General features: G+C 70.2%; 19 protein-coding genes. 7 read left to right on the forward strand and 12 right to left on the reverse strand.

Annotation, left to right across the window (positions count from 1 at the left end; all coding sequences use genetic code 11):
• From FHY02_RS09010 to FHY02_RS09040, 7 genes are all read right to left on the reverse strand, one after another.
• A complete protein-coding gene (locus FHY02_RS09010; protein WP_183921607.1) occupies positions 1–606 on the reverse strand; it encodes an ABC-type transport auxiliary lipoprotein family protein in 606 nt (201 codons plus the stop codon).
• On the reverse strand, positions 603–1,565 hold the full coding sequence (locus tag FHY02_RS09015; protein ID WP_183921608.1) for an MlaD family protein: 963 nt from the start codon (positions 1,563–1,565) through the stop codon (positions 603–605). Before FHY02_RS09015 ends, FHY02_RS09010 begins: the two co-directional genes overlap by 4 nt.
• The gene (locus FHY02_RS09020; RefSeq protein ID WP_183921609.1) at positions 1,565–2,494 is read right to left on the reverse strand and encodes an ABC transporter ATP-binding protein; all 930 of its coding nucleotides are present in this window, start codon (positions 2,492–2,494) and stop codon (positions 1,565–1,567) included. Before FHY02_RS09020 ends, FHY02_RS09015 begins: the two co-directional genes overlap by 1 nt.
• Positions 2,494–3,603, reverse strand: a complete 1,110-nt coding sequence (locus FHY02_RS09025; RefSeq protein ID WP_183921610.1) for an ABC transporter permease — start codon at positions 3,601–3,603, stop codon at positions 2,494–2,496. Before FHY02_RS09025 ends, FHY02_RS09020 begins: the two co-directional genes overlap by 1 nt.
• A gap of 229 nt (positions 3,604–3,832) precedes the next feature.
• On the reverse strand, positions 3,833–5,086 hold the full coding sequence (locus FHY02_RS09030; protein ID WP_260172825.1) for a DUF445 domain-containing protein: 1,254 nt from the start codon (positions 5,084–5,086) through the stop codon (positions 3,833–3,835).
• A 266-nt stretch (positions 5,087–5,352) separates the two neighbouring features.
• Positions 5,353–8,562, reverse strand: a complete 3,210-nt coding sequence (locus FHY02_RS09035) for an efflux RND transporter permease subunit (RefSeq protein WP_183921611.1) — start codon at positions 8,560–8,562, stop codon at positions 5,353–5,355.
• Between the two features lie 15 nt (positions 8,563–8,577).
• Complete coding sequence (locus FHY02_RS09040; RefSeq protein ID WP_183921612.1) at positions 8,578–9,747, reverse strand: efflux RND transporter periplasmic adaptor subunit; 1,170 nt, start codon at positions 9,745–9,747, stop codon at positions 8,578–8,580.
• 220 nt (positions 9,748–9,967) lie between these two features.
• Here FHY02_RS09040 and FHY02_RS09045 point away from each other — a divergent pair, with 220 nt between their 5' ends.
• Positions 9,968–10,645, forward strand: a complete 678-nt coding sequence (locus FHY02_RS09045; protein ID WP_260172827.1) for an SIMPL domain-containing protein — start codon at positions 9,968–9,970, stop codon at positions 10,643–10,645.
• Between the two features lie 274 nt (positions 10,646–10,919).
• Here FHY02_RS09045 and FHY02_RS09050 read toward each other — a convergent pair whose 3' ends face one another.
• The 3 genes from FHY02_RS09050 to FHY02_RS09060 form a co-directional block, all read right to left on the reverse strand.
• Positions 10,920–11,177, reverse strand: coding sequence for a GlsB/YeaQ/YmgE family stress response membrane protein (locus tag FHY02_RS09050; RefSeq protein ID WP_183921614.1), 258 nt, complete (start codon positions 11,175–11,177; stop codon positions 10,920–10,922).
• A gap of 109 nt (positions 11,178–11,286) precedes the next feature.
• Positions 11,287–11,586 carry a DUF1153 domain-containing protein gene (locus FHY02_RS09055; protein ID WP_183921615.1) on the reverse strand — a complete coding sequence of 100 codons (300 nt, stop codon included), beginning with the start codon at positions 11,584–11,586 and terminating at the stop codon, positions 11,287–11,289.
• Between the two features lie 109 nt (positions 11,587–11,695).
• Entirely contained in the window at positions 11,696–11,878 is a 183-nt protein-coding gene (locus tag FHY02_RS09060) for a hypothetical protein (RefSeq protein WP_183921616.1), read from the reverse strand.
• Positions 11,879–11,986: 108 nt separating this feature from the next.
• Between FHY02_RS09060 and mnmA the strand changes: the two genes are divergently transcribed.
• Positions 11,987–13,084 carry a tRNA 2-thiouridine(34) synthase MnmA gene (gene mnmA, locus FHY02_RS09065; RefSeq protein WP_183921617.1) on the forward strand — a complete coding sequence of 366 codons (1,098 nt, stop codon included), beginning with the start codon at positions 11,987–11,989 and terminating at the stop codon, positions 13,082–13,084.
• 217 nt (positions 13,085–13,301) lie between these two features.
• The gene (locus tag FHY02_RS23310) at positions 13,302–14,009 is read left to right on the forward strand and encodes a FadR/GntR family transcriptional regulator (RefSeq protein WP_183921618.1); all 708 of its coding nucleotides are present in this window, start codon (positions 13,302–13,304) and stop codon (positions 14,007–14,009) included.
• Positions 14,010–14,166: 157 nt separating this feature from the next.
• Here the strand turns inward: FHY02_RS23310 and FHY02_RS09075 are convergent, their stop codons facing one another.
• A complete protein-coding gene (locus FHY02_RS09075) occupies positions 14,167–15,897 on the reverse strand; it encodes a class I adenylate-forming enzyme family protein (protein WP_183921619.1) in 1,731 nt (576 codons plus the stop codon).
• 65 nt (positions 15,898–15,962) lie between these two features.
• On the opposite strand from FHY02_RS09075, the gene lgt reads away from it, so the two are divergent.
• The 4 genes from lgt to pgeF are packed head-to-tail and all read left to right on the forward strand — an operon-like array spanning position 15,963 to position 19,148.
• On the forward strand, positions 15,963–16,865 hold the full coding sequence (gene lgt / locus FHY02_RS09080; protein WP_183921620.1) for a prolipoprotein diacylglyceryl transferase: 903 nt from the start codon (positions 15,963–15,965) through the stop codon (positions 16,863–16,865).
• Positions 16,862–17,881, forward strand: coding sequence for a class I SAM-dependent methyltransferase (locus FHY02_RS09085; RefSeq protein ID WP_409314142.1), 1,020 nt, complete (start codon positions 16,862–16,864; stop codon positions 17,879–17,881). The genes lgt and FHY02_RS09085 overlap by 4 nt, the downstream gene beginning before the upstream one ends.
• On the forward strand, positions 17,878–18,393 hold the full coding sequence (locus FHY02_RS09090; RefSeq protein ID WP_260158616.1) for a GNAT family N-acetyltransferase: 516 nt from the start codon (positions 17,878–17,880) through the stop codon (positions 18,391–18,393). Before FHY02_RS09085 ends, FHY02_RS09090 begins: the two co-directional genes overlap by 4 nt.
• Positions 18,390–19,148 carry a peptidoglycan editing factor PgeF gene (pgeF, locus tag FHY02_RS09095; RefSeq protein WP_183921621.1) on the forward strand — a complete coding sequence of 253 codons (759 nt, stop codon included), beginning with the start codon at positions 18,390–18,392 and terminating at the stop codon, positions 19,146–19,148. The genes FHY02_RS09090 and pgeF overlap by 4 nt, the downstream gene beginning before the upstream one ends.
• Before the next feature lie 254 nt (positions 19,149–19,402).
• Here the strand turns inward: pgeF and hslU are convergent, their stop codons facing one another.
• Positions 19,403–20,704 carry an ATP-dependent protease ATPase subunit HslU gene (gene hslU, locus FHY02_RS09100; RefSeq protein WP_183921622.1) on the reverse strand — a complete coding sequence of 434 codons (1,302 nt, stop codon included), beginning with the start codon at positions 20,702–20,704 and terminating at the stop codon, positions 19,403–19,405.
• Positions 20,705–20,739: the final 35 nt, after the last annotated feature.

The raw sequence follows: 20,739 nt of genomic DNA on the forward strand, positions 1-20,739 counted from the left end.
TCAGCGCTGCCCCGCCACCCAGTCGGCGACCTGCTGCGCCACCTGGTTGGCCGCTTGGCTCAGCGCCGCGCCGGCCGAAGGCGCGTCGATCGCCGCCACCGGGACACGCGCCTCGAAGCGCCGCTTCTCCACGTTGGTCGCGCCCGCCGGGGTCAGCGCGGCGTCATACACCACCAGCGCCTGGCGTTGCGTCGCGTCGAGCCCGAACCAGCGCAGCTCGCCCGCCAGATTGGCGCTGGGATCGCTGAATGACTGCGCCGGCGACAGCACCACCATGTTGGCGCGCGCGGTCACCGTATCGGCGAGCAGCCGCGCGAAGAGGCGCGCGGGCGGCTCGGCCCATTGCGCGTCCTTGACGTAGGCGATCGTCGTGTCGGTCTCCTGCACCGGCACGCGCGTCGTCGCGATCGCGGTCGGCACCGCGGGCACCTGCACCACGATCGAGCGCGCGGTGGCGGAGTTCTGCGCCGCGCCGGGCTGGGGCTGCGACTGTGCCGCGATCGTCAGCAGCGAGGGCGGCGGCTCGGCGCCGAACCGCACGCAGCCCGCCAGCAGTGCCGGCACCGCCGCCACGAGGAGAGTCTTGGCCACCGATCGCACGATCATTTCCCCTTGTAGTCCGGCAGCTTCTGTTGCCCGATCAGGGAGCCGGCGCCGCCCTGCTCGACTCGTTCGGAGATCGCCGACAGCGACGCGGTGGTGACGCGCAGGTCGCGCACCAGCTGGTTGATCTGCGGGATCGTCTGCTTGCTGAAAGTGGTCAGCCCCGGTCGCGCGTCGCCGATGGCGGAGTTGAGCGTGTCTGCGCTCGCCTGCGCCGAGGTGATCGCCTTGTTCAGGTTCGCCATCGCCGGCTGCACGTCGTTGGCGAGCACGCCGTTGGTGGTCTGCGCGAGCTCGCCGATCTGCTGCGCCGCATTGCCCGCCTGTGCGATCGCGACGCGGGTCTGCGCCAGGGTCGCGGCAATCTCGGGGCCGCGGTCGGCGAGCGCGTCGGTCAGCCGGTTGGTGTTGTCGAGGATGCCCGCGATCGAGGCCTGGTTGCGGTCGCTCAGCATGCCGGTGAGCCGCTCGGTCAGCGTCGAGAGCCGCTCCAGCAGCTGCGGCGCGGAGTTGAGGATCGCGCCGATGCCGCCGGTCTTGGTCGGGATCACCGGCTTGCCGAGCGGGCAGACGTTGCCGGCATCGTTCTCCGGGCAGGTGATCGGCGGCGCACCCTTGACGGCGCCGTCGAGGCTGACCGTGCTGGTGCCGGTGAAGCTTCCCTGGATCGTCGCGGTGGTGCCGCGCAGGATCGGCGTGTCGCCGTTGACGCTGATGCGGACGCGGACGAACTGCGGGTCCGGCTGCCACAGCGAGATCGACTTCACCTGGCCCGAGGGCACGCCCGAGAAGGTGACCGACGAACCCTTGGCGAGCCCGTCGACCGCCTGGCGGAAGAAGATGTCATATTCGCGCTCCTCAGTGCCGCCGATGCGCGCGATCCACACCGTGAAGATGGCGACCATCGCCAGCAGGATCAGCACGACGGCGCCGACGAGGACGTGGTTCGATCGCGTTTCCATCACTCTGCCCCTGCGGCCCCGCGGGCCCTGTTGTCGGCGAGGCCGCCCTGGCTGTGCTGCCCGGTGACCCGCTCGCTCACGTCGGTCGGGTGCGCGCGCGCGTCGACAGCGGCGGCGTCGACCCGCTCCGCCGCCGCGCTCTGGGAGGCGACCGCGGCGCGCCCGCGCGGCCCGTTGAAATATTCCTGGATCCAGGGGTGATCGAGCGCGAGCAGCTCGTCGATCGTGCCGACCGCGATCACTCGCTTGTCGGCGAGAACCGCGACGCGGTCGCAGATCGCGTACAAGGTGTCGAGGTCGTGGGTGATCAGGAAGACGGTGAGCCCCAGCGTCTTCTGCAGCGCGCGGGTGAGCTCGTCGAACGCCGCGGCGCCGATCGGATCGAGTCCGGCGGTGGGCTCGTCGAGGAACAGCAGCTCGGGGTCGAGCGCGAGCGCGCGCGCGAGACCGGCGCGCTTCTTCATCCCGCCCGACAGCTCGGCCGGATATTTCGGCCCGGCATCGGCGGGCAGGCCCGTCATCACCACCTTGTACGAGGCGATCTCGTCGAGCAACGCAAGGTCGAGCTCGGGGTAGAATTCGCGGAGCGGCACCTGCACGTTTTCGGCGACCGTCAGGGTCGAGAAGAGCGCGCCGCCCTGGAACAGCACGCCCCAGCGCTTGCGGATCTCCACCGTCTCATGCTCGGAGCGGCCGAGCGTCGGCTCGCCGAACACCTCGACCTCGCCGTGATCGGGCGATTGCAGCCCAATGATCGAGCGCATCAGCACCGACTTGCCCGTGCCCGACCCGCCGACCACGCCGAGGATCTCGCCGCGGCGCACTTCGAGGTCGAGGTTGTCGTGGATCACCGCGTCGCCGAAGCTGTTGCGCAGCCCCTTCACGCGGATGATCGGCTCGTCGCGCCGGCGGGTATCGCGCCGCGCCATCAGATCCAGCCGATCTGTTCGAAGAAGACCGCGAAGAAGGCGTCCACCACGATCACCATGAAGATCGCCTGCACCACCGCGGAGGTGGTCTTGAGGCCGACCTGCTCGGCGTCACCCTTCACCTGCATCCCCTGGAAACAGCCCGCGATGGCGATGATCGCACCGAACACCGGCGCCTTGATCAGGCCGACGAAGAGGTCCGTGATCGGCACCACCTCGCGGATCCGCGCGACATACGCGACTGGCGGGATATCGAGCGCGAACCAGCACAGCAGCCCGCCGCCGATGATCGCGATCACCGAGGAATAGAAGCCGAGCAGCGGCATCAGCACGATCGCGGCGAGCGTGCGCGGCAGCACCAGCGCCTCCATCGGCGAGACGCCGATCGTGCGCATCGCGTCGATCTCCTCGGTCAGCTGCATCGTGCCGAGCTGCGCCGCGAACGCCGAGCCCGAGCGACCCGCGACCATGATCGCGGTCATCAGCACGCCGAGCTCGCGCAGCGTAATGCGGCCGACGAGATTGATCGTGAACGCCTCGGCCCCGAACTGTCGCAGCTGCACCGCGCCCTGCTGCGCGATGACGATGCCGATGAGGAAGCTCATCAACCCGACGATGCCGAGCGCCGAGACGCCCACCACCTCGAAGCGCTGCACGGTGGCGTTGAAGCGGAAGCGGCTGGGATGGCGGATCACGCCGCCGAACGCCGCGATCGTCGCGCCCATGAAGCCGAGCAATCCGATCGAGGTGCGCGCAGCGTTGCTGGTCGCCTCGCCGATCTCGCCGAGAACGCGCCGGAATGACGAGCCCGACTGCGGCCGCATCTGCACCGGCTGGTCGGCGGCCTCGACCTGCTCGAACAGGTGGCGCGCGTCCTCGTCCAGCCCCTCGATCCGGGCGTCGTGCTGGCGCGCGAAGCGGTGGATCACCCAGGCGCCGATCGTGTCGATCCGGTCGACCTCGGAGAGGTCGACGGTGGCGACCTCGCCCTGCACCTTGCCGAGCCGATCGGGCAGGTTGCCGAGCCGCGCCAGCGACAGGTCGCCGGTGAAGCGCAGCACCGGCGCCTGGCCGTCTCTCTCCTCGCTGAAATCAGCTGCCGCCGTCATCTGTTATCCCATGCGGCAAAGCTCATGTCGCCACAAGCGTTCCGACACGCAGTTCGTTCCGCGGGCGTATCTCTTGGTGCCGGCGGAGGAGCGCTCCGCTGCTACCGCCCCGGCGAACGCCGGGGCCCTGTGGGGGACGCTACTGAGCCCCACCACGGCCTTCCGACCTCAACAACGGCGTCCGCCTAGGTGGCAAGGAGGAGAAAGGGGGCGCTCGTTGCCGCTCCCCTCACAGCACCACGTCGACCGCGTGGATCAGCACGCCCACCAGCCCGCCTACCAGCGTGCCGTTCACCCGGATGAACTGCAGGTCCTTGCCCACCGCATGCTCCAGCCGCGCGGTGATCGTGCGCGAGTCCCAGCCGCGCACCGTCTCGGACACCAGCCGCACGATCGAGTCGCCATAGTCCGCCGCCGCCCCCACTGCGGCGCGACGTACGAAACGGTTGATCGTCCGCCCCAAACGCGGCTCGTCGCGCAGCGTCGCGCCGAGCTGGCGCAGCGCGTCGCCGAGCCCGCCGCGCAGGATCGCCTCCGGATTGCGCGCAGCACGCAGCATCGCCGCGCGCGCCTGCTCCCACAGACCGTTGATCCAGTCCTGCATCGCGGGGTTCTCGAGCAGCTCGAGCTTGAGCGTCTCGACGCGCGCGTGCATCGCCGGATCGTGCTGGAGCCGCTCGGCGAGCTGGGCCAGCCCCTCCTCGGCCTTGCGCCGCAGCGGGTGCTCGCGATTCTCCGCCATCTCCGCGACCATCTTGTCGAGCCCGTCGATGATCTTGTTCGCGAGCGTCTCGTCCAGTCCGGTCCAACGCAGGATCGATCCGGCACGGTCATGCACCATCGCGCGGACGAGGTGCTCGTTGCTGGCCAGCGCGTCGCGCGCCCAGAGGATCAGGTTGTCGATCACCGCCAGATGGCGCCCCTCCGCCAGCGCGGCGGCGAGCGCGCGGCCCAGCATCGGCGCGAGCCGCGCCTCGCGCACCCGCGCCACCAGCATCGCACGCACCATGCCGCCGAGCCGCTCCTGGTCGAGCGACTGGAGCACCTCGACCGACAGGCGCGACACGCCGCGCGTCAGCCGGCTGCCCGCGCCCGGCGGATTGGCGAGCCAGCGCCCCGCCGCCCCGGCGACGTCGACCCGCCCCATCCGCCGCGCGACCACCGCGGGCACGAGGAAATACTCGCGAAGGAACTGGGCGAGCTGGTCGCCGATCCGGTCCTTGTTGCGCGGGATGATCGCGGTGTGCGGGATCGGCAGCGCGAGCGGGTGGCGGAACAGCGCGGTCACCGCGAACCAGTCGGCGAGCCCGCCGACCATCGCCGCCTCGGCGAAGGCGCGGACGAAGCCCCAGGCGGCGTGCTGCGGCTCGAGCGCGCGCGAGGCGAGGAAGACGCCCGCCATCAGCACCAGCAGCCCGGTCGCGACCAGCCGCATCCGCACCAGAGCGGGCGGCGGCGCGGTGGATCGGGCGAGCGCTGGCATCAGCGGGACAATTCGTGAATAGCGCGAATGTTCAAGCGGCGAGTGGCTTGGTCACCGGTGGCGTCCCCATGCGACACGCCGGCGCTCATGCCACCCATGCTGCCGTGCCGGGCCGCCATTGTCTCGTTTGCTCGCCCCTTCCGTTCCCCGGCGAAGGCCGGGGCCCAAGTGGGAAGGCCGATGTTGGAGCCACCAGCGTCCCCCAACTGGGCCCCGGCCTCCGCCGGGGAACGGAGAGGCACGGACAACGATCAGCCTCGCAACCCTCACTCCGCCGGGCTGGTACCGTCCTCGTGGAAGCCGATCCGCCCCGGCGGCGCCGGTATCGCCGGGTGCGGCGCATGCTCGATCAGCGTCCCCTCGTCGCCAGGGCGATAGGTGAGCAGGCGCCGGCCGAGCCACGGGCCGACGCGGCGCTCGATCCCGATCGCCAGCGAGAAGGCGGCCGGCACGATCAGCAACGTGAGCATGGTCGAGACGGTCAGCCCGCCGATCACGACGATCCCCATCGGCGCGCGCCACGCGCCGTCGCCCGACAGCGACAGCGCGGTCGGCACCATGCCCGCGACCATCGCCACGGTCGTCATCACGATCGGCTGCGCGCGCTTGCGCCCGGCGTCGACGATCGCCGCATAGGGCGCCACGCCCGCGGTCATCTCCTCCAGTGCGAAGTCGATCAGCAGGATCGAGTTCTTGGCGACGATGCCGAGCAGCATCAGCAGCCCGATGAAGACCGGCATCGACAGAGCGTCGCCCGAGATCAGCAGCGCGAGCAATCCGCCCAGCGGCGCCAGCAGCAGCGAGCCCATGTTGACCAGCGGCGGCAGCAGCCGGCGGTACAGCAGCACCAGCACCGAGAAGACGAGGAACACGCCCGACACCACCGCGGTGACGAAGTTCATCAGCATCTCGAGCTGCCACTTGGCCTGGCCGACGTTGAGCTCCTGCACGCCCACCGGCAGCGACTTCATCGCCGGCAGCTGCTTGATCTTGGGCAGCGCGACGCTGGTCGCCACGCCGGGCTGGAGATCGGCGCCGATGGTGAGCTGGCGCTGCTGGTTGATCCGCTGGATGCGCGTCGGGCCCGAGCCGAAGCCGATGTCGGCGACGAGGCTCAGCGGCACCGAGCCGCCGCTCTGCGTCTGCACCGGCAGGTTCTGGATCGTCGCCAGCCGCGAGCGCGAGCTCTGCTCGAGCGCGACACGGATCGGGATCTGCCGGTCGCTGAGCGAGAAGCGCGCGCTGTTCTGGTCGATGTCGCCGATCGTGGCGATGCGGATCGCGTTGGACAAAGCCGCGGTGGTCACGCCCAGGTTGGCGGCGAGGTCGGAGCGCGGCTTGATGATGATCTCGGGCCGGTTGAGATCGCCCGCGATGCGCGGCGCGATCAGCCCCGGCATCTTCGCCATGTCCTGCACGACGCGGTCGGCGGCCTGGCGCAGCACGACGGGGTCGTCGCCGCCGAGCGTCACCGAGATGTCGCGGTTGTTGTCGCCGAAGCCGAACTGCGACTGGAAGTTGACGCGCGCGTCGGCAATCTTGGCGAGCTGCGGCGCCAGACCGCGCTCGAACTCGGTCGAGGTCTTGTCGCGCTTCTCGCGCAGCTGCGCGGTGACGCGACCCGAGCCCACCAAGGTGCGGGTGTAGACGCTCTCCACCTCGGGCTGCTTGCGGATCAGCTCATAGACCTGGTCGACCACGCCCTGCGTCGTCTCCAGCGTGCTGCCCGGCGGCATGGTGATCGTCACCGTGCTGCGCGGCTGGTCCGACGCGGGCTGGAACGACATCGGGATCTGCGTGAACAGGAAGAGCGTGAAGAGGAACGCGCCCACTCCCATCATCACCACCCACAGGCGATGGTCGCGCCAATAGCCGAGCACGCGATGCATCCCGCCCCTGGCACGCGCCGCGGGCGCACCGCCCTCGTCGAGCGTCCAGGCGAGCACGCGCTGGTAGAAGTTCATCACTGGCCCGCCGCCGTGCTCGACATGGCCGCCGGCGCGCAGGAAATAGGCCGCGATCATCGGCGTGATCAGCCGCGCCACGGCGAGGCTCATCAGCACCGCCACCACCACGGTGAGCCCGAAATTCTTAAAGAACTGCCCCGAGATGCCCGGCATGAGGCCGACCGGCAGGAACACCGCGACGATTGCCATGGTCGTCGCCAGCACCGCGAGACCGATCTCGTCGGCGGCGTCGATCGCCGCCTGATAGGCCGTCTTGCCCATGCGCATGTGGCGGACGATGTTCTCGATCTCGACGATCGCGTCGTCGACCAGCACGCCCGCCACCAGGCTCAGCGCGAGCATCGTCATCTCGTTGAGCGTAAAGCCCATCAGCTCCATAAACCAGAAGGTCGGGATCGCCGAGAGCGGGATCGCCAGCGCCGAGATCACCGTGGCGCGCCAGTCGCGCAGGAACAGGAACACGACGACCACCGCGAGGATGGCGCCCTCCAGCATCGCGTGGATCGCCGACTTATACTGCTCCAGCGGGTACTTCGAGCCGTCGACGCGGAGCCGGAACTTGACCTTCGGATTGCGCTTCTCGAGCTCCTCGAGCTTCTTCTTGCCCTCGCGGAAGACGGTGACGTCGGACGAGCCCTTGGCGCGCTTGAAGTCGAAGCTGAGCACCGGCTTGCCGTCCACCGCCGCGGCGGAGCGCTGCTCGGCGTAAAGGTCGCGCACCGTGGCGACGTCGGCGAGGCGGATGGTGCGGCCGTCCCCGACGTTGATCTGCGTCTGGCCGAGATCGTAGGCGGTGCGCGCGTTGCCGAGCACGCGGACCGACTGTTCGGCCCCCGCGATCTCGGCGCGACCGCCCGGCGCGTCGAGGTTCACCTGGCGCAGCTGGTTGTTGATCTGGCTCGCGGTCAACCCCTGCGCCGCCAGCCGCGCGGGATCGAGGATCACGCGGATCTCGCGGCTGACGCCCCCGTTGCGCTCCACCCCGCCCATGCCCGGGACGGAGAGCAGCTCCTTGGTCACCGTATTGTCGATGTACCAGCTGAGCTGCTCGATCGTCATGTCGGTGGCGATCGCGCTGTAGCTGCCGAGATCATTGTCGTTGATCTTCACGCGGCTGACCTGGGGCTCGAGGATTCCCTCGGGCAGGTTACCGCGGATCTGCGTGACCGCGTCGCGCGCCTCGTTGACGGCGCGATCGACCGACTGGCCGATCGCCATCTGCACCATCGTCGTCGAATTGCCCTCGGACACGAACGACTGGATCTCGTCCACCCCTTCGAGCGTGCGCACCGCGGCCTCGATCCGCTGCGTCACCTGGGTCTCGAGCTCGCTAGGCGCGGCGCCCGGCTGGGTGATCGTGATCATCACCGCCGGAAAGTCGATGTCCGGCGAGTCGTTGATGTCCATGCGGATGAAGCTGACGATCCCCGCGACCGTCAGCATCACGAACAGGACGATCGCCGGCACCGGGTTGCGGATCGACCAGGCGGAGATGTTGCGAAAGCCCATGGTACTGATCCCGCTCTACTGGCCCGCGACTCGCGCCCGCACCGGTTTGACCTTCTGGCCGGGGTTGAGGAACGCGCCCGCCGACTGCACCACGCGCTCGTCACCCTTCAGCCCGCTGGCGATCGCGACCCGATCCTCGGTCACCGTGCCGAGCTTCACGTCGCGACGCTGCGCGCGATCCTCGGCGTCGACGATGTACACGTAATTGCCGCGGTCGTCGCTCAACAAAGCGGACTGCGGCAGCGAGGGCTCGCTCTCCGCCCCGGCGGTGATCGTCGCCGAGGCGAAGCCGCCCGGGCGCAGCGCCGGGTCGTAGCTGAGCTGGATGCGCGCGATGCCCTGGCGCGTCTGCGTGTCGATCACCGGCGCGATCTGCCACACCCGCCCAGCGAAGGAGCGCGTGTCGCCGACCGGCGTCACCTTGGCCGCCGAGCCGACGCGCACGCCCTGGAGGTCGTTCTCGGCGAGTTGCGCGCGCATCTCCATCTCACCGTCACGCGCCATGCGGAACAAGGTGCCAGAGGCCGAGCTGACGATCTGCCCCGGCTCGACCCCGCGGGTGAGGATCAGCCCCGCCGCGGGAGCGCGGATGTCGAGCCGGGCGTTGCGCGCGCGCTGCTCCGAATAGGTCGCCCCCGCCACCTTGAGCCGCGCCGCGGCGGCGTCGCGCGTGGCGATACGGCGCTGCACGTCGGCCTTGGAGATGAACCCGCGGTCGACCAGGCTCTGCGCGCGCTCCAGCTCGGCCTGGGCCAGCACCAGGTCGGATCGCGCCACCGCGATCTGCGAGGCGAGTGACTCGGCAGTCTGCACCTGCACCGATCGGTCGATCGTGGCGAGCACCTGGCCGGCGCGGACCCACTGGCCGGGCTCGACCAGCACGCGGCTGACCATCCCGCCCTCGCCCGCGACGCCGACCGGCATTTCGCGCTTGGCGGCGAGCGAGCCGGTCGCGCTGACCTGGCGCGCCACCGCCGCCGCGCCGGGCACCAGCACGGTGACAGTCGGGGCCTGGTCGGCCGGCGCGGCGTGCGGCGCGTCCTTGTGACGGGTGAGGAAATAGCCGGCGAGCGCGGCGACGAGCAGCGCGATGCCGGCGATCAGGATCCAGCGACGCCGACGCCGCGGCGTGCCGTCCTCGATCATCAGCTGCTCGCCCTGCAGAGTACCAGCCTCGTACGTCATCCATCCCCCTCCGGCCGGCGTGTATTACCCGCATACATCACCGCGTACAAGTCCGGCGCTGCCCGAGCGCGACATTTTGTGCAAGCGACAACGTAAGTTATCGCGTTCAGCTTGCGTTTCATCGCGGTCCAACACAGCGCAAGTTGTTGAACCACGGGAGACTAAGACGATGAATCGGGCATTGGTTGGCTTGGCGCTATCGCTCGCTACGCTACCCGTGATGGCGAGCGCGCAGGCGCCGCTGCCGATGGCGACCGTGGTGCCCGAGGGCACGATCCTCGACGTCACCGCGGTCGGCAAAGTGTCGCGCGTGCCCGATCTCGCCACCGTGCGCGCGGGCGTGGTGACGCAGGACGCGGTGGCCGCGACCGCCATGCAGCAGAACGCCGATCGCATGGCCGCCGTGGTCGCCGCGCTGAAGAAGGCCGGGATCGCGCCGCGCGACATCGCCACCAGCCGCGTCGCGCTCTCGCCGCAGTATCGCTACGCCGAGAACCAGCCGCCCGCGATCACGGGCTATCAGGCGAGCAACGCGGTGACGGTGCGTTTCCGCGACGTCGCCAAGGCGGGGCCGGTGCTTGACGCGCTGGTACGCGCGGGTGCCAACCAGATCGACGGACCGACGCTGTCGCTCGCCGACGCCGCGGGCGCGCTCGACGAGGCGCGCGCGGACGCGGTGGCGCGCGCGCGGGCGCGGGCGACGCTCTACGCCAAGGCGGCGGGACTGACGGTGGCGCGGATCGTGTCGATCGGCGAGGCCGGCGAGAGCGACGGGGAACCGCCGCGCCCGTTCGCCCAGATGCGCATGGCGGCGGCGCCCGCGGCCGCGGACAGCGCGGTCCTGCCGGGCGAGAGCGAGTTGAGCGCGACGCTCAACGTGCGCTTCCTGCTGAAGTGAGAGGGTGGGGCGAGCTGCGGAAGCCATAGATCCTCCCCGCTCGCGGGGAGGGGGACCGCCGCGAAGCGGTGGTGGGGGGGCCTCCACAGACGCTGCGCTGCGTGGATAGCCCCCTCCACCACCAGCCTTCGGCTGGCGGTCCCCCTCCCCGTAACGGGGAGGATTTCTAGCACTTGCTCCCGAAAACGAGAAAGGCGGCCGCCCCGCGAAGGGCGACCGCCTCGGTCAGCTCAGCGCGCGCCGCAGGTGCGACGCCGGCTCAGCGCTCAGGCGCTCAGCGCACCCGGCCGCGACGGACCAGGTTGACGATCGCGAGCAGCACGATCGCGCCGACCAGCGAGACCAGGAACGAGTAGATCGTGAGCGGGGCGTTGTTGATCGAGCCGCCGGTGAACAGCAGGCCGCCGAGGAACGCACCGACCACCCCGACCACGATGTTCAGGAAGATGCCCTGCTGCGCGTCCGTGCGCATGATGATGCTGGCGAGCCAGCCGATGACACCGCCGATGACGAGCCAGATGATGATACCCATGATGTTACTCCCCTGCGATACGCCCACACGGTGACGGGCTCTGCCGGGGAATACTCACGAGGCCGGCGCATTGTTCCGGCCCCGTAATTCTGAAAATGGGACGTCGGGGTTAGAAGTTCTGCTGCCGCTCGTAAAGCGTCTTGTAGTGCTGGATCCGCGTCACCCGCAGCCCCGGCATGCCCGATCGATCGATCGCGCGCTGCCACCCGGCGAACTCCTCCACGGTCAGGCCGTAGCGTTGGCAAACCTCGTCGACGGACAGCAGCCCCCCGTTGACCGCGGCGACCACCTCCGCCTTGCGCCGCACCACCCAGCGGGTGGTGTCCGCCGGCGGCAGCGAATCGAGCGTGAGCGGCTCGCCGAGCGGGCCGATCACCTTGGCCGGACGGATTTTTTGGTTCTCGATCATTCCTTACCTCGGTTCCGGGGGTATTCCCCCTCGCCACGTTGGACCCTTGTTGTGTCTCTTCCGTAACGGACGCTGGTTGAACACGCTCTAAAGTGGACCGGTAAACGAGCTATTCACGCCTGCTCCAATCACTCAAAACGGCTGCCGCGGTGGCGTTGAACGTGCCGCTCGCGCCGCGCTCGCCCTGCGCCGTGTCGAGCGCGCGCGCGACCTGGGCGGTGCGCGAGGCGAGCTGGCGCTGGCGCAGTGCGGTGAGCAGCGGCGGGTCGTTGTGGGTCGGTTCGAGTGACATGCCGGCTGCTGTAGCGCCGATGGTCTGAAGGTCGCGTAAAGTGCACCGCAACGCTTCGTTCATTTCGGTTTACGCGACGCGCCCGGAAGGAGTATCCGCTGCCGCATCATGGACAGCGTGGATTTCCAGCTCGCGCCCGGCGCGCGACGCATCGTCGTGGCGATGTCGGGCGGGGTCGACAGCTCGGTCGTCGCCGCGCTCGCCGCGCGCAGCGGCGCCGAGGTGATCGGCGTGACGCTCCAGCTCTACGACCATGGCGAGGCGACGAAGCGCGCGGGCGCCTGCTGCGCCGGGCGCGACATCCGCGACGCGCGTGCGGTCGCCGACCGGCTCGGCATCGCGCATTACGTCTTCGATCACGAGAGCAGCTTTCGCACCGGGGTGATCGAGCAGTTCGCCGACGATTATCTCGCCGGCCGCACGCCGATCCCGTGCGTCCAGTGCAACATGGGCCCGAAGTTCACCGACCTGCTCGCGCTCGCGCGTGATCTCGGTGCCGACTGCCTCGCCACCGGTCATTATGTCCGCCGCGTCGTCGGCGCGGGCGGCGCGGAGCTGCACCGTGCCGCGGACCCTGCGCGCGACCAGAGCTATTTCCTGTTCGCCACGACGCAGGCGCAGCTCGACTACCTGCGCTTCCCGCTCGGCGCTCTTCCGAAGGCCCGGGTGCGCGCGATCGCCGCCGAGATGGGGCTGCTCGTCGCTGACAAGCCCGACAGCCAAGACATCTGCTTCGTCCCCGACGGCGACTATGCCGGCCTGGTCAAGAAGTTGCGCCCCGCGGCGGCGACCGGCGGCGACATCGTCGACCTCGCCGGGCGCAAGCTGGGTGAACATCGCGGGCTGGTGCATTACACCGTCGGTCAGCGCCGCGGGCTCGAGATCGGCGGCAGCGCCGAGCCGCTCTACGTCGTGCGGCTGGAGCCGACGGCGCAGCGCGTCGTGGTCGGTCCGCGCGCGGCGCTCGCCGTCGCAGCGGCGCGGCTCGAGCGGATGAACGTGCTCGGCCCATTGGAGGGCGCGCTCACCGCCAAGGTGCGCTCGATGGCAAAGCCTGTGCCGGCACGGCTCGAGCGGGACCGGCTGGTGTTCGACTCGCCCGAGTACGGCGTCGCGCCGGGCCAGGCGGCGGTGCTGTACGACGGCGACCGCGTGCTGGGTGGCGGCTGGATCGCCGGGACGGAGGCAGCGCTCGTGGCGGCGTGAAATGTCGCGATTTACCAGCGCTCGCCGTCCATCCCGGACTTGCTGAGAAATCTGCCGATGCACGCCGTCGTGAGCACAACGGTCGGACCCGGGACAAGGCGCGGATGAGGGTGAAGAATGGCGGCTCCTCGCCCGCGGCGATGCGGAAATTGTTAGACAATTAACTTGCCGCACCGTCGCGACCGCCTAGACTGCTGCTCCGGGAGGGAGACGAGCAGTGGCGAACGGAGAACGTCGAGGACCCGCGCATGTCACGCTCGCGCGCACGCTCGGAGTCGCGATCGTCACCGGCGACTACCCCAGCGGCACGGTCTTGCCGGGCGAGCTCGAGCTGGCCGGCCAGTTCGGCGTATCGCGCAGCGTCATCCGCGAATCCCTGCGCATGCTCAGCGCCAAGGGGCTGGTCGAGAGCCGCCCCAAGGCCGGCACGCGCGTGCGGGAGCGCGCGCAGTGGAACCTGCTGGACCCCGAGCTGCTCGCCTGGATGTTCGAGGGCGCGCCGTCGCTCGGCTTCGTGCGCAGCCTGTTTCAGCTGCGCATGATCGTCGAGCCCGCCGCGGCCGAGCTCGCCGCAGTCCAGCGCAGCGCGGCGCAGCTGTCGCGCATGGGCCACGCCGTCGAGGTGATGGCGCAGCAGGGGCTGCGCACGCAGGACGGGCAGACCGCCGACCAGCGTTTCCACGCAGCGATCCTGGAGGCGACGGGCAACGAGCTGTTGGTGAGCCTGTCGAGCAGCATCGCTGCGGCGGTGCGCTGGACCACCTTCTTCAAATATCGCGTGCCGCTCCAGTATCGCGACCCGATCCCGCTGCACCGCGAATTGTTCGAGGCGATCGCCAACGGCGACGCGGGCGCGGCGCGCGGCGTGACCGAGCGGCTGATCGCGCAGGCCGGGCTGGATACCGAGCGCGCGCTGGGGGCGTGAGATTTGTAAAATCCTCCCCGCTCGCGGGGAGGGGTACCATGCGCAGCATGGTGGAGGGGGGCTTCCGCAAACGGGCCGGTTCGTGAGCGGAGAGCCCCCTCCACCACTCGCTTCGCGAGCGGTCCCGCTCCCCGCAAGCGGGGAGGATCGTAGTCTCTCACGCCGCCGCGGCCGCCTCCGTCTCGGCGACGGCGCGGTAGCGGCGGCGCAGCGTGATCTTGTCGATCTTCTCCGTCCCCAGCCGCGGCAGCGGCGCGTCCTCGATCCAGAGCCGCGCGGGCACCTTGAAGGCGGCGACATGCTGCGCGAGGAAAGCGAGCAGGTCCTCGCACGTCACCCCGCCCGGCTCGCTCAGATGCACCACCGCCCCCGGCACCTCGCCATAGCGCGCGTCCGCCAGCCCGAACACCGCCGCCTCGGCCACCAGCGGATGCGCGTAGAGCGCCGCCTCGACCTCCTGGCAGCTGATGTTCTCGCCGCCGCGGATGATGATGTCCTTCTTGCGGTCGACGATGAAGAGATAGCCGTCTTCGTCGAGATAGCCGAGGTCGCCGGTACGGAAGAAGCCATCGGCGGTGAAGGCCGCCGCGGTGTCGTCGGGCCGGCCCCAATATTCCTGGAAATTGGCCGCGGAGCGGATGCCGATCTCGCCGGTCGCCCTTAGCGGCAGCGCGGTGCCGTCGTCGGCCAGGATCGCCAGCTCGACCAGCGGCGCCGAGGCGCGCCCGGCGCTGTCGGGCTTGGCGATGTAGTTGCTGCGCCAATTGCCCGTGCCGATCGCATTGGTCTCGGTGAGGCCGTAGCCGATCAGCGGCGCGCCGGTCAGCTCGGCGTCGAGCCGGCGGACATGCTCGACCGGGCGCGGCGCGCCGCCCGCGGCGAAGTCGGTGACGGTCGACAGGTCGTAGCGCGCCCGCTCGGGGTGGTTGACCATCTCGTAGCTCATCAGCGGCACGCCGACGAAATAGGTCACCTTCTCGCGCTCGATCAGCCGCATCGCCTCTTCGGCGTCCCATTTGGGCATCAGCACCAGCTTGCGCCCCATCGCGAAGCTCTGGAGCAACGTCGGCACCATCGCGGTGACGTGGAACAGCGGCAGGTTGAGCAGCGTCGCTGGTTGCAGCCCCGTCAGCGCCCCGTCCTGCGCCGCGATACCCATCATCATCAGCGCGGAGGCGAGGAAATTGAACGTCCCTTGCAGCACCTGACGGTGGGTCGACAGCGCCCCCTTCGAGCGCCCGGTCGAGCCCGAGGTGAAGAGGATGGTGGCATGATCGTCCCCGGTCAGGGCGGGCAGCACCGCGCCGGCGCCGTTGCCGAGATCGTCCTCGGCGTGCGCCAGCACCTCGGCGAGCGCGGTCTCGATCGGCTGGAGATCGTCGAAGATCTCGACCCGCACCGCCGCCCCGCCCGGGATAGCCGCGAGCCGGCGCGCGCGCGGCGCGTCGGCGAAGACCAGCGCGACCTCGACCTCGTCGAGCGCGGCGGCCATCTCCTCGGCCTGCCACCAGCCGTTGAGCAGCGTCGCCACGCCGCCGGCCATGATGATCGCCATGTAGAGCACGATCCACGAGGGCGAGTTGCGCGCGGCGATCGCCACCCGGTCACCGCGGCGCACGCCATAACCCGTCACCAGCGCGCGCGCGGCGCGAGTCGCGAGGTCGTGGACGCTGCCGAAGCGCAGCCGCTCGTCGCCGGCGACCAGGAACTCGACGTCGCGGTGCTGCTGGCAGAAATGCGCGAAATAGGCGGGAAGCGTCGGTGGAGCGGCCGCGATCATCGGCAGCGTCCGACCGAAACGCTCGACCCGTCCGAGGGGTAGCTGGCCACCGTCGCCGGTCAGCGCCGCCATCACCGCGTCCATCCGCCGGTCGAGCTCGGAAGCCATCACTCTCTCCGCTTGGGTTTGTGCTTTCCTCCCCTTATGCAGGCGCCATTGAGAAGGGGAAAGCCTTGATCCTGTCCGCCCTCGCCGCCGCCGTTCCGGGTGCCGGCGCCGCCACCGGCCACGTCCGTTTCGCCGACCTCGGGCTCCACCCCGACGTCTTCTCGATCGGCGTCTTCACGCTGCGCTGGTACAGTCTGGCTTATATCGCGGGCATCGTCGTCGGCTGGTGGTACCTGCTTAAATTGCTGGCCCAGCCCGGCGCCCCGATGGCGCGGCGCCACGCCGACGACCTCGTCTTCTACGCCACGCTCGGCATCATCCTCGGCGGGCGGATCGGCTATGTGCTGTTCTACGCGCCCGAGATGCTGACCCGGCCGCTGTCGATCCTGCGGCTGTGGGACGGCGGCATGTCGTTCCACGGGGGCGTGATCGGCACCTCGCTCGGGCTCATCTGGTTCGCTCGGAAGAACGGGCTCAACTGGCTGCGCGTCCACGATTATGTCGCCTGCGCCGTGCCCTTCGGCCTGTTCTTCGGTAGGCTCGCCAACTTCGTCAACGGCGAGCTGTGGGGCAAGCCCGCGAGCGTGCCCTGGGCGATCGTTTTCGAGCGCACGGTGCCGTACGGCGTGCCGGAGCCGGCGCGTCACCCGAGCCAGCTCTACGAGGCGGGGCTGGAGGGCATCGCCTTGTTCCTGCTGCTCTGGTTCTTCTTCTGGCGAACCGACGCGCGCTACCAGCCGGGCAAGTTGGTCGGTCTCTTCCTCGCCGGCTACGGCCTGGCGCGCTTCACCGTCGAGTTCTTCCGCGAGCCCGACGCGCAGCTGCGCGCCTTCGCCGAGCACACCGGGCTGCACATGGGCCAGTGGCTGTGCGTGCCGATGATCCTGGCGGGCGTCGCGCTGATCGTCACCGCGCCGCGCCGCCGCCGGCGCGTCGAGCCCACCGTCGGGCTGGACAGCGTGGCGTGAGCGAGCCGCTGCTCGCCGAGCGGCTGGCGCGCGCGATCACGTTGGGTGGGCCGATCCCGGTCAGCCAGTTCATGGCCGCCGCCAACGCGCATTATTATGCGACGCGCGACCCGCTCGGCGTCGCGGGCGACTTCACCACCGCGCCCGAGATCAGCCAGATGTTCGGCGAGCTGATCGGCGCCTGGGCCGCCGACCTGTGGGACCGCGCCGGTCATCCCGCGGTCGCCTGGGTCGAGCTCGGCCCCGGTCGCGGCACGCTCAGTGCCGACGCGCTGCGCGTGATGGCGCGTGCCGGGCTGACGCCGTCGGTCCACCTGGTCGAGACCAGCGCGACGCTGCGCGCCGCTCAGGCCGAGCGGCTGCCCGGCGCGACCTGGCACGACTCGCTCAACACGCTGCCGGAGGACGTGCCGCTCATCGTCGTCGCGAACGAGTTCTTCGACGCGCTGCCGATCCGCCAGCTCGTGCGCCGCGCCGACGCGTGGCACGAGCGGCTGGTGGCATGCCAGGACACGCTGTTCGTGCCGATCGCGGGTGCCACGGTACCCGACACAATCGTGCCGCCGGCGCTGCGCGACGCCGCGCCGGGTGCGGTGATCGAGACCTCGCCCGCCAGCGTCGCGGTGATGGCCGACCTCGCCGCGCGGATCGTCGCGCAGGGCGGCGCGGCGCTGGTGATCGACTATGGCTACGAAGGGCCGGCGATCGGCGACACGCTCCAGGCAGTGCGCGCGCATGCCTTCGCCAACCCGTTCGAGGCGCCGGGCGAGCAGGACCTCACCGCGCACGTCGACCTGGCGACGCTGGGGCTGGTCGCCACCGCCTCGGGCGCCCGGTGCGACGGGCCGGTCGGTCAGGGCGCGTTCCTGCGCGCGCTCGGGATCGACCAGCGCGCCGCGGCGCTCGGCGAACGAGTGACACAGGATCGCGACCGGTTGGTCGAGCAGATGGGGGAGTTGTTCAAGGTGATCGCCGTGACTCACGACCAATGGCCGCGCCCGGCGGGCTTCGCATGATGCCGCGCCCGACGCTCCGTCCCGCGACGGTCGACGATGCCGCCAGCCTCGCCGGCGTGGCGCGCGCCACCTTCACCGAGACGTTCGGCACGCTCTACTCCGCCGCCGACCTCGCCACCTTCCTCGAGCAGCACACGCCCGAGGACTGGGCGCGCGAGGTCGCCGACCCGGCCTATGCGGTGCAGATCGTCGAGATGGGGCATGTCGCGGTCGGCTACATCAAGCTCGGGCCGCCCAAGCTGCCCTTCACCCCGCCCGAGGGCGCGATCGAGCTCCGGCAATTCTACCTGCTCCAGCCGTGGCAGGGCTCGGGGCTCGGGCCCGAGATGATGGAATGGGCGCTGGCCGAGGCGCGCGCGCGCGGGCACCAGGCGATCTACCTCTCGGTGTTCACCGACAATCACCGCGCGCGCCGCTTCTACGCCAAATACGGCTTCGAGGACGTCGGCCCGTACCAGTTCATGGTGGGCGATCACGCCGACGAGGACGTCGTGATGCGCCGCGCGCTGTGACCGCGCCCGAGCCCTTCCGCGCGCGGCTGCTCGGCGCGGTGCCGCACGGCTTCCTCGGCCGCGTGGGCGGCGGCTCGGAAGGGCTGTACGCCGGGCTCAACTGCGGGATCGGGTCGGACGACGATCCCGCCGCGGTCGCCGCCAACCGGGAGGCGGCGCTGGCGGCGGTGGCGCCGGGGGCGTGCCTGCTGACGCCCTATCAGGTGCACTCCGCCGACTGCGCCACGGTCGACGCGCCCTTCGCCGAGCGGCCGCGCGCCGACGCGCTCGCCACCGCCACGCCGGGGCTCGCGCTCGGCGTGGTCACCGCCGACTGCGCCCCGGTGCTGCTCGCCGACCCAGTGGCGGGCGTGGCCGGGGCCGCGCACGCGGGGTGGAAGGGAGCGCTGGCGGGGGTGACCGACGCCACCGTCGCGGCGATGGAGGCGCTGGGTGCGTCGCGCGAGCGGATCGTCGCCGCGGTCGGGCCGTGCATCGCGCGCGCCAGCTACGAGGTGGACGGTGGCTTCCGCACCCGCTTCCTCGACGACGACGTGGCCAACGAGCGCTTCTTCGCCGACGGGCGCGCGGGGCACGCGCGCTTCGACCTCGAGGGTTATGTCGCTCACCGGCTCGCCGCGGCGGGGGTGGTGCGGGTCGAGACGCTGGGGCTCGACACCTATGCCGACGAGCGACGCTTCTTCAGCTACCGCCGCTCGACGCATCGCGGCGAGCCGGGCTACGGCCGCCAGATCGCGATCATCGCGGCGGGTTAGGCGCTGGCGGCTGCGAGACTCAACGAGCACTACCCCGGCGAACGCGAGACCGTTGCGAAAGCCGCGGCGCGCCCCTTTTTTCCATCATCCCGGACTCGTTCCGGGATCCACCGTCCCGCGAACTCAGTGCGCGTTGCTCTCGCGATAGGGTGGATCCCGGAACAAGTCCGGGATGACGGGATGGGCACTGACAAAGGTCGCGTTTGCCGAAGTGGGGGCGTGAGGGGAAGGACCTTACCCGTCCCCGCCACCCCTCACAGCACGAAGCGGCTGAGGTCCGAGTTGCGCGCCACGCTCGCCAGCTGCTTGTCGACATAGGCCGCGTCGACCACCAGCGCCTCGCCCGAGCGGTCCTCCGCGTCGAAGCTCACCTCCTCGAGCAGTTTCTCCATCACGGTCTGGAGCCGGCGCGCGCCGATATTCTCGATCTCGCCGTTCACCTCGGCCGCGATCCGCGCCACCGCGCGAATACCGTCCTCGGTGAAGCTCACGTCGACCCCCTCGGTCGCGATCAGCGCGCGGTACTGCGCCGGCAGCGACGCCTTGGTGTCCGACAGGATCGCGACGAAATCGTCCTCGGTCAGCCCCTTGAGCTCGACGCGGATCGGCAGGCGGCCCTGCAGCTCGGGCAGCAGGTCGCTCGGCTTGGCGACATGGAACGCGCCCGAGGCGATGAAGAGGATATGGTCGGTCTTCATCGGGCCGTATTTCGTTGAGACGGTCGTGCCCTCGATCAGCGGGAGCAGGTCGCGCTGCACGCCCTCGCGGCTGACCGAGCCGCCGCGCACGTCGCTCACCGCGATCTTGTCGATCTCGTCGAGGAAGACGATGCCGTTGGCCTCGGCGTCCGCCAGTGCGACGCGGCTGACCTCGTCCTGGTCGAGGCGCTTGTCCGCCTCCTCCTCGACGAGTTTCTCCCACGCCGCGGGCACCAGCAGTTTGCGCCGCTGCTTCGGCCCGCCGCCGAACGCCTTGCCCATCATCTCGGACAGGTTGATCATGCCCACCGAGCCCTGCCCGCCGGGCAGCTCGAACGGCATCTGCGGCGCCTGCTGGAGCTCCAGCTCGATCTCGGTCTCGGACAGATGCCCGTCGCGGAAGCGCTGCTTGAAGCTCTCTCGTGTGGCCTGGCTCGAGTCCTTGCCGACCAGCGCGTCGAGCAGCCGGTCCATCGCCGCGGCCTCGGCCTTGTCCTTCACCGCCAGCCGGCGGCGCTCCTTCTCGAGCCGCACCGCTTCCTCGACCAGGTCGCGCGCGATCTGCTCGACGTCGCGGCCGACATAGCCGACCTCGGTGAACTTGGTCGCCTCCACCTTGACGAAGGGTGCGTCGGCAAGCTTGGCGAGGCGGCGGCTGATCTCGGTCTTGCCGCAGCCGGTCGGCCCGATCATCAGGATGTTCTTGGGCGTCACCTCGTCGCGCAGGTCGGGCGCTAGCTTCTGCCGGCGCCAGCGGTTGCGCAGCGCCACCGCGACCGCGCGCTTGGCCTCCTTCTGGCCGATGATGTGCGCGTCGAGCGCGGCGACGATCGCCTTTGGAGTCAGATTATCGTTCATGCAGAATCAAAGCCTTCGTCGGCGAATGTTGAGTA

It is taken from the genome of Sphingomonas sp. BK069 (genome assembly GCF_014193405.1).
GTDB lineage: Bacteria > Pseudomonadota > Alphaproteobacteria > Sphingomonadales > Sphingomonadaceae > Sphingomonas.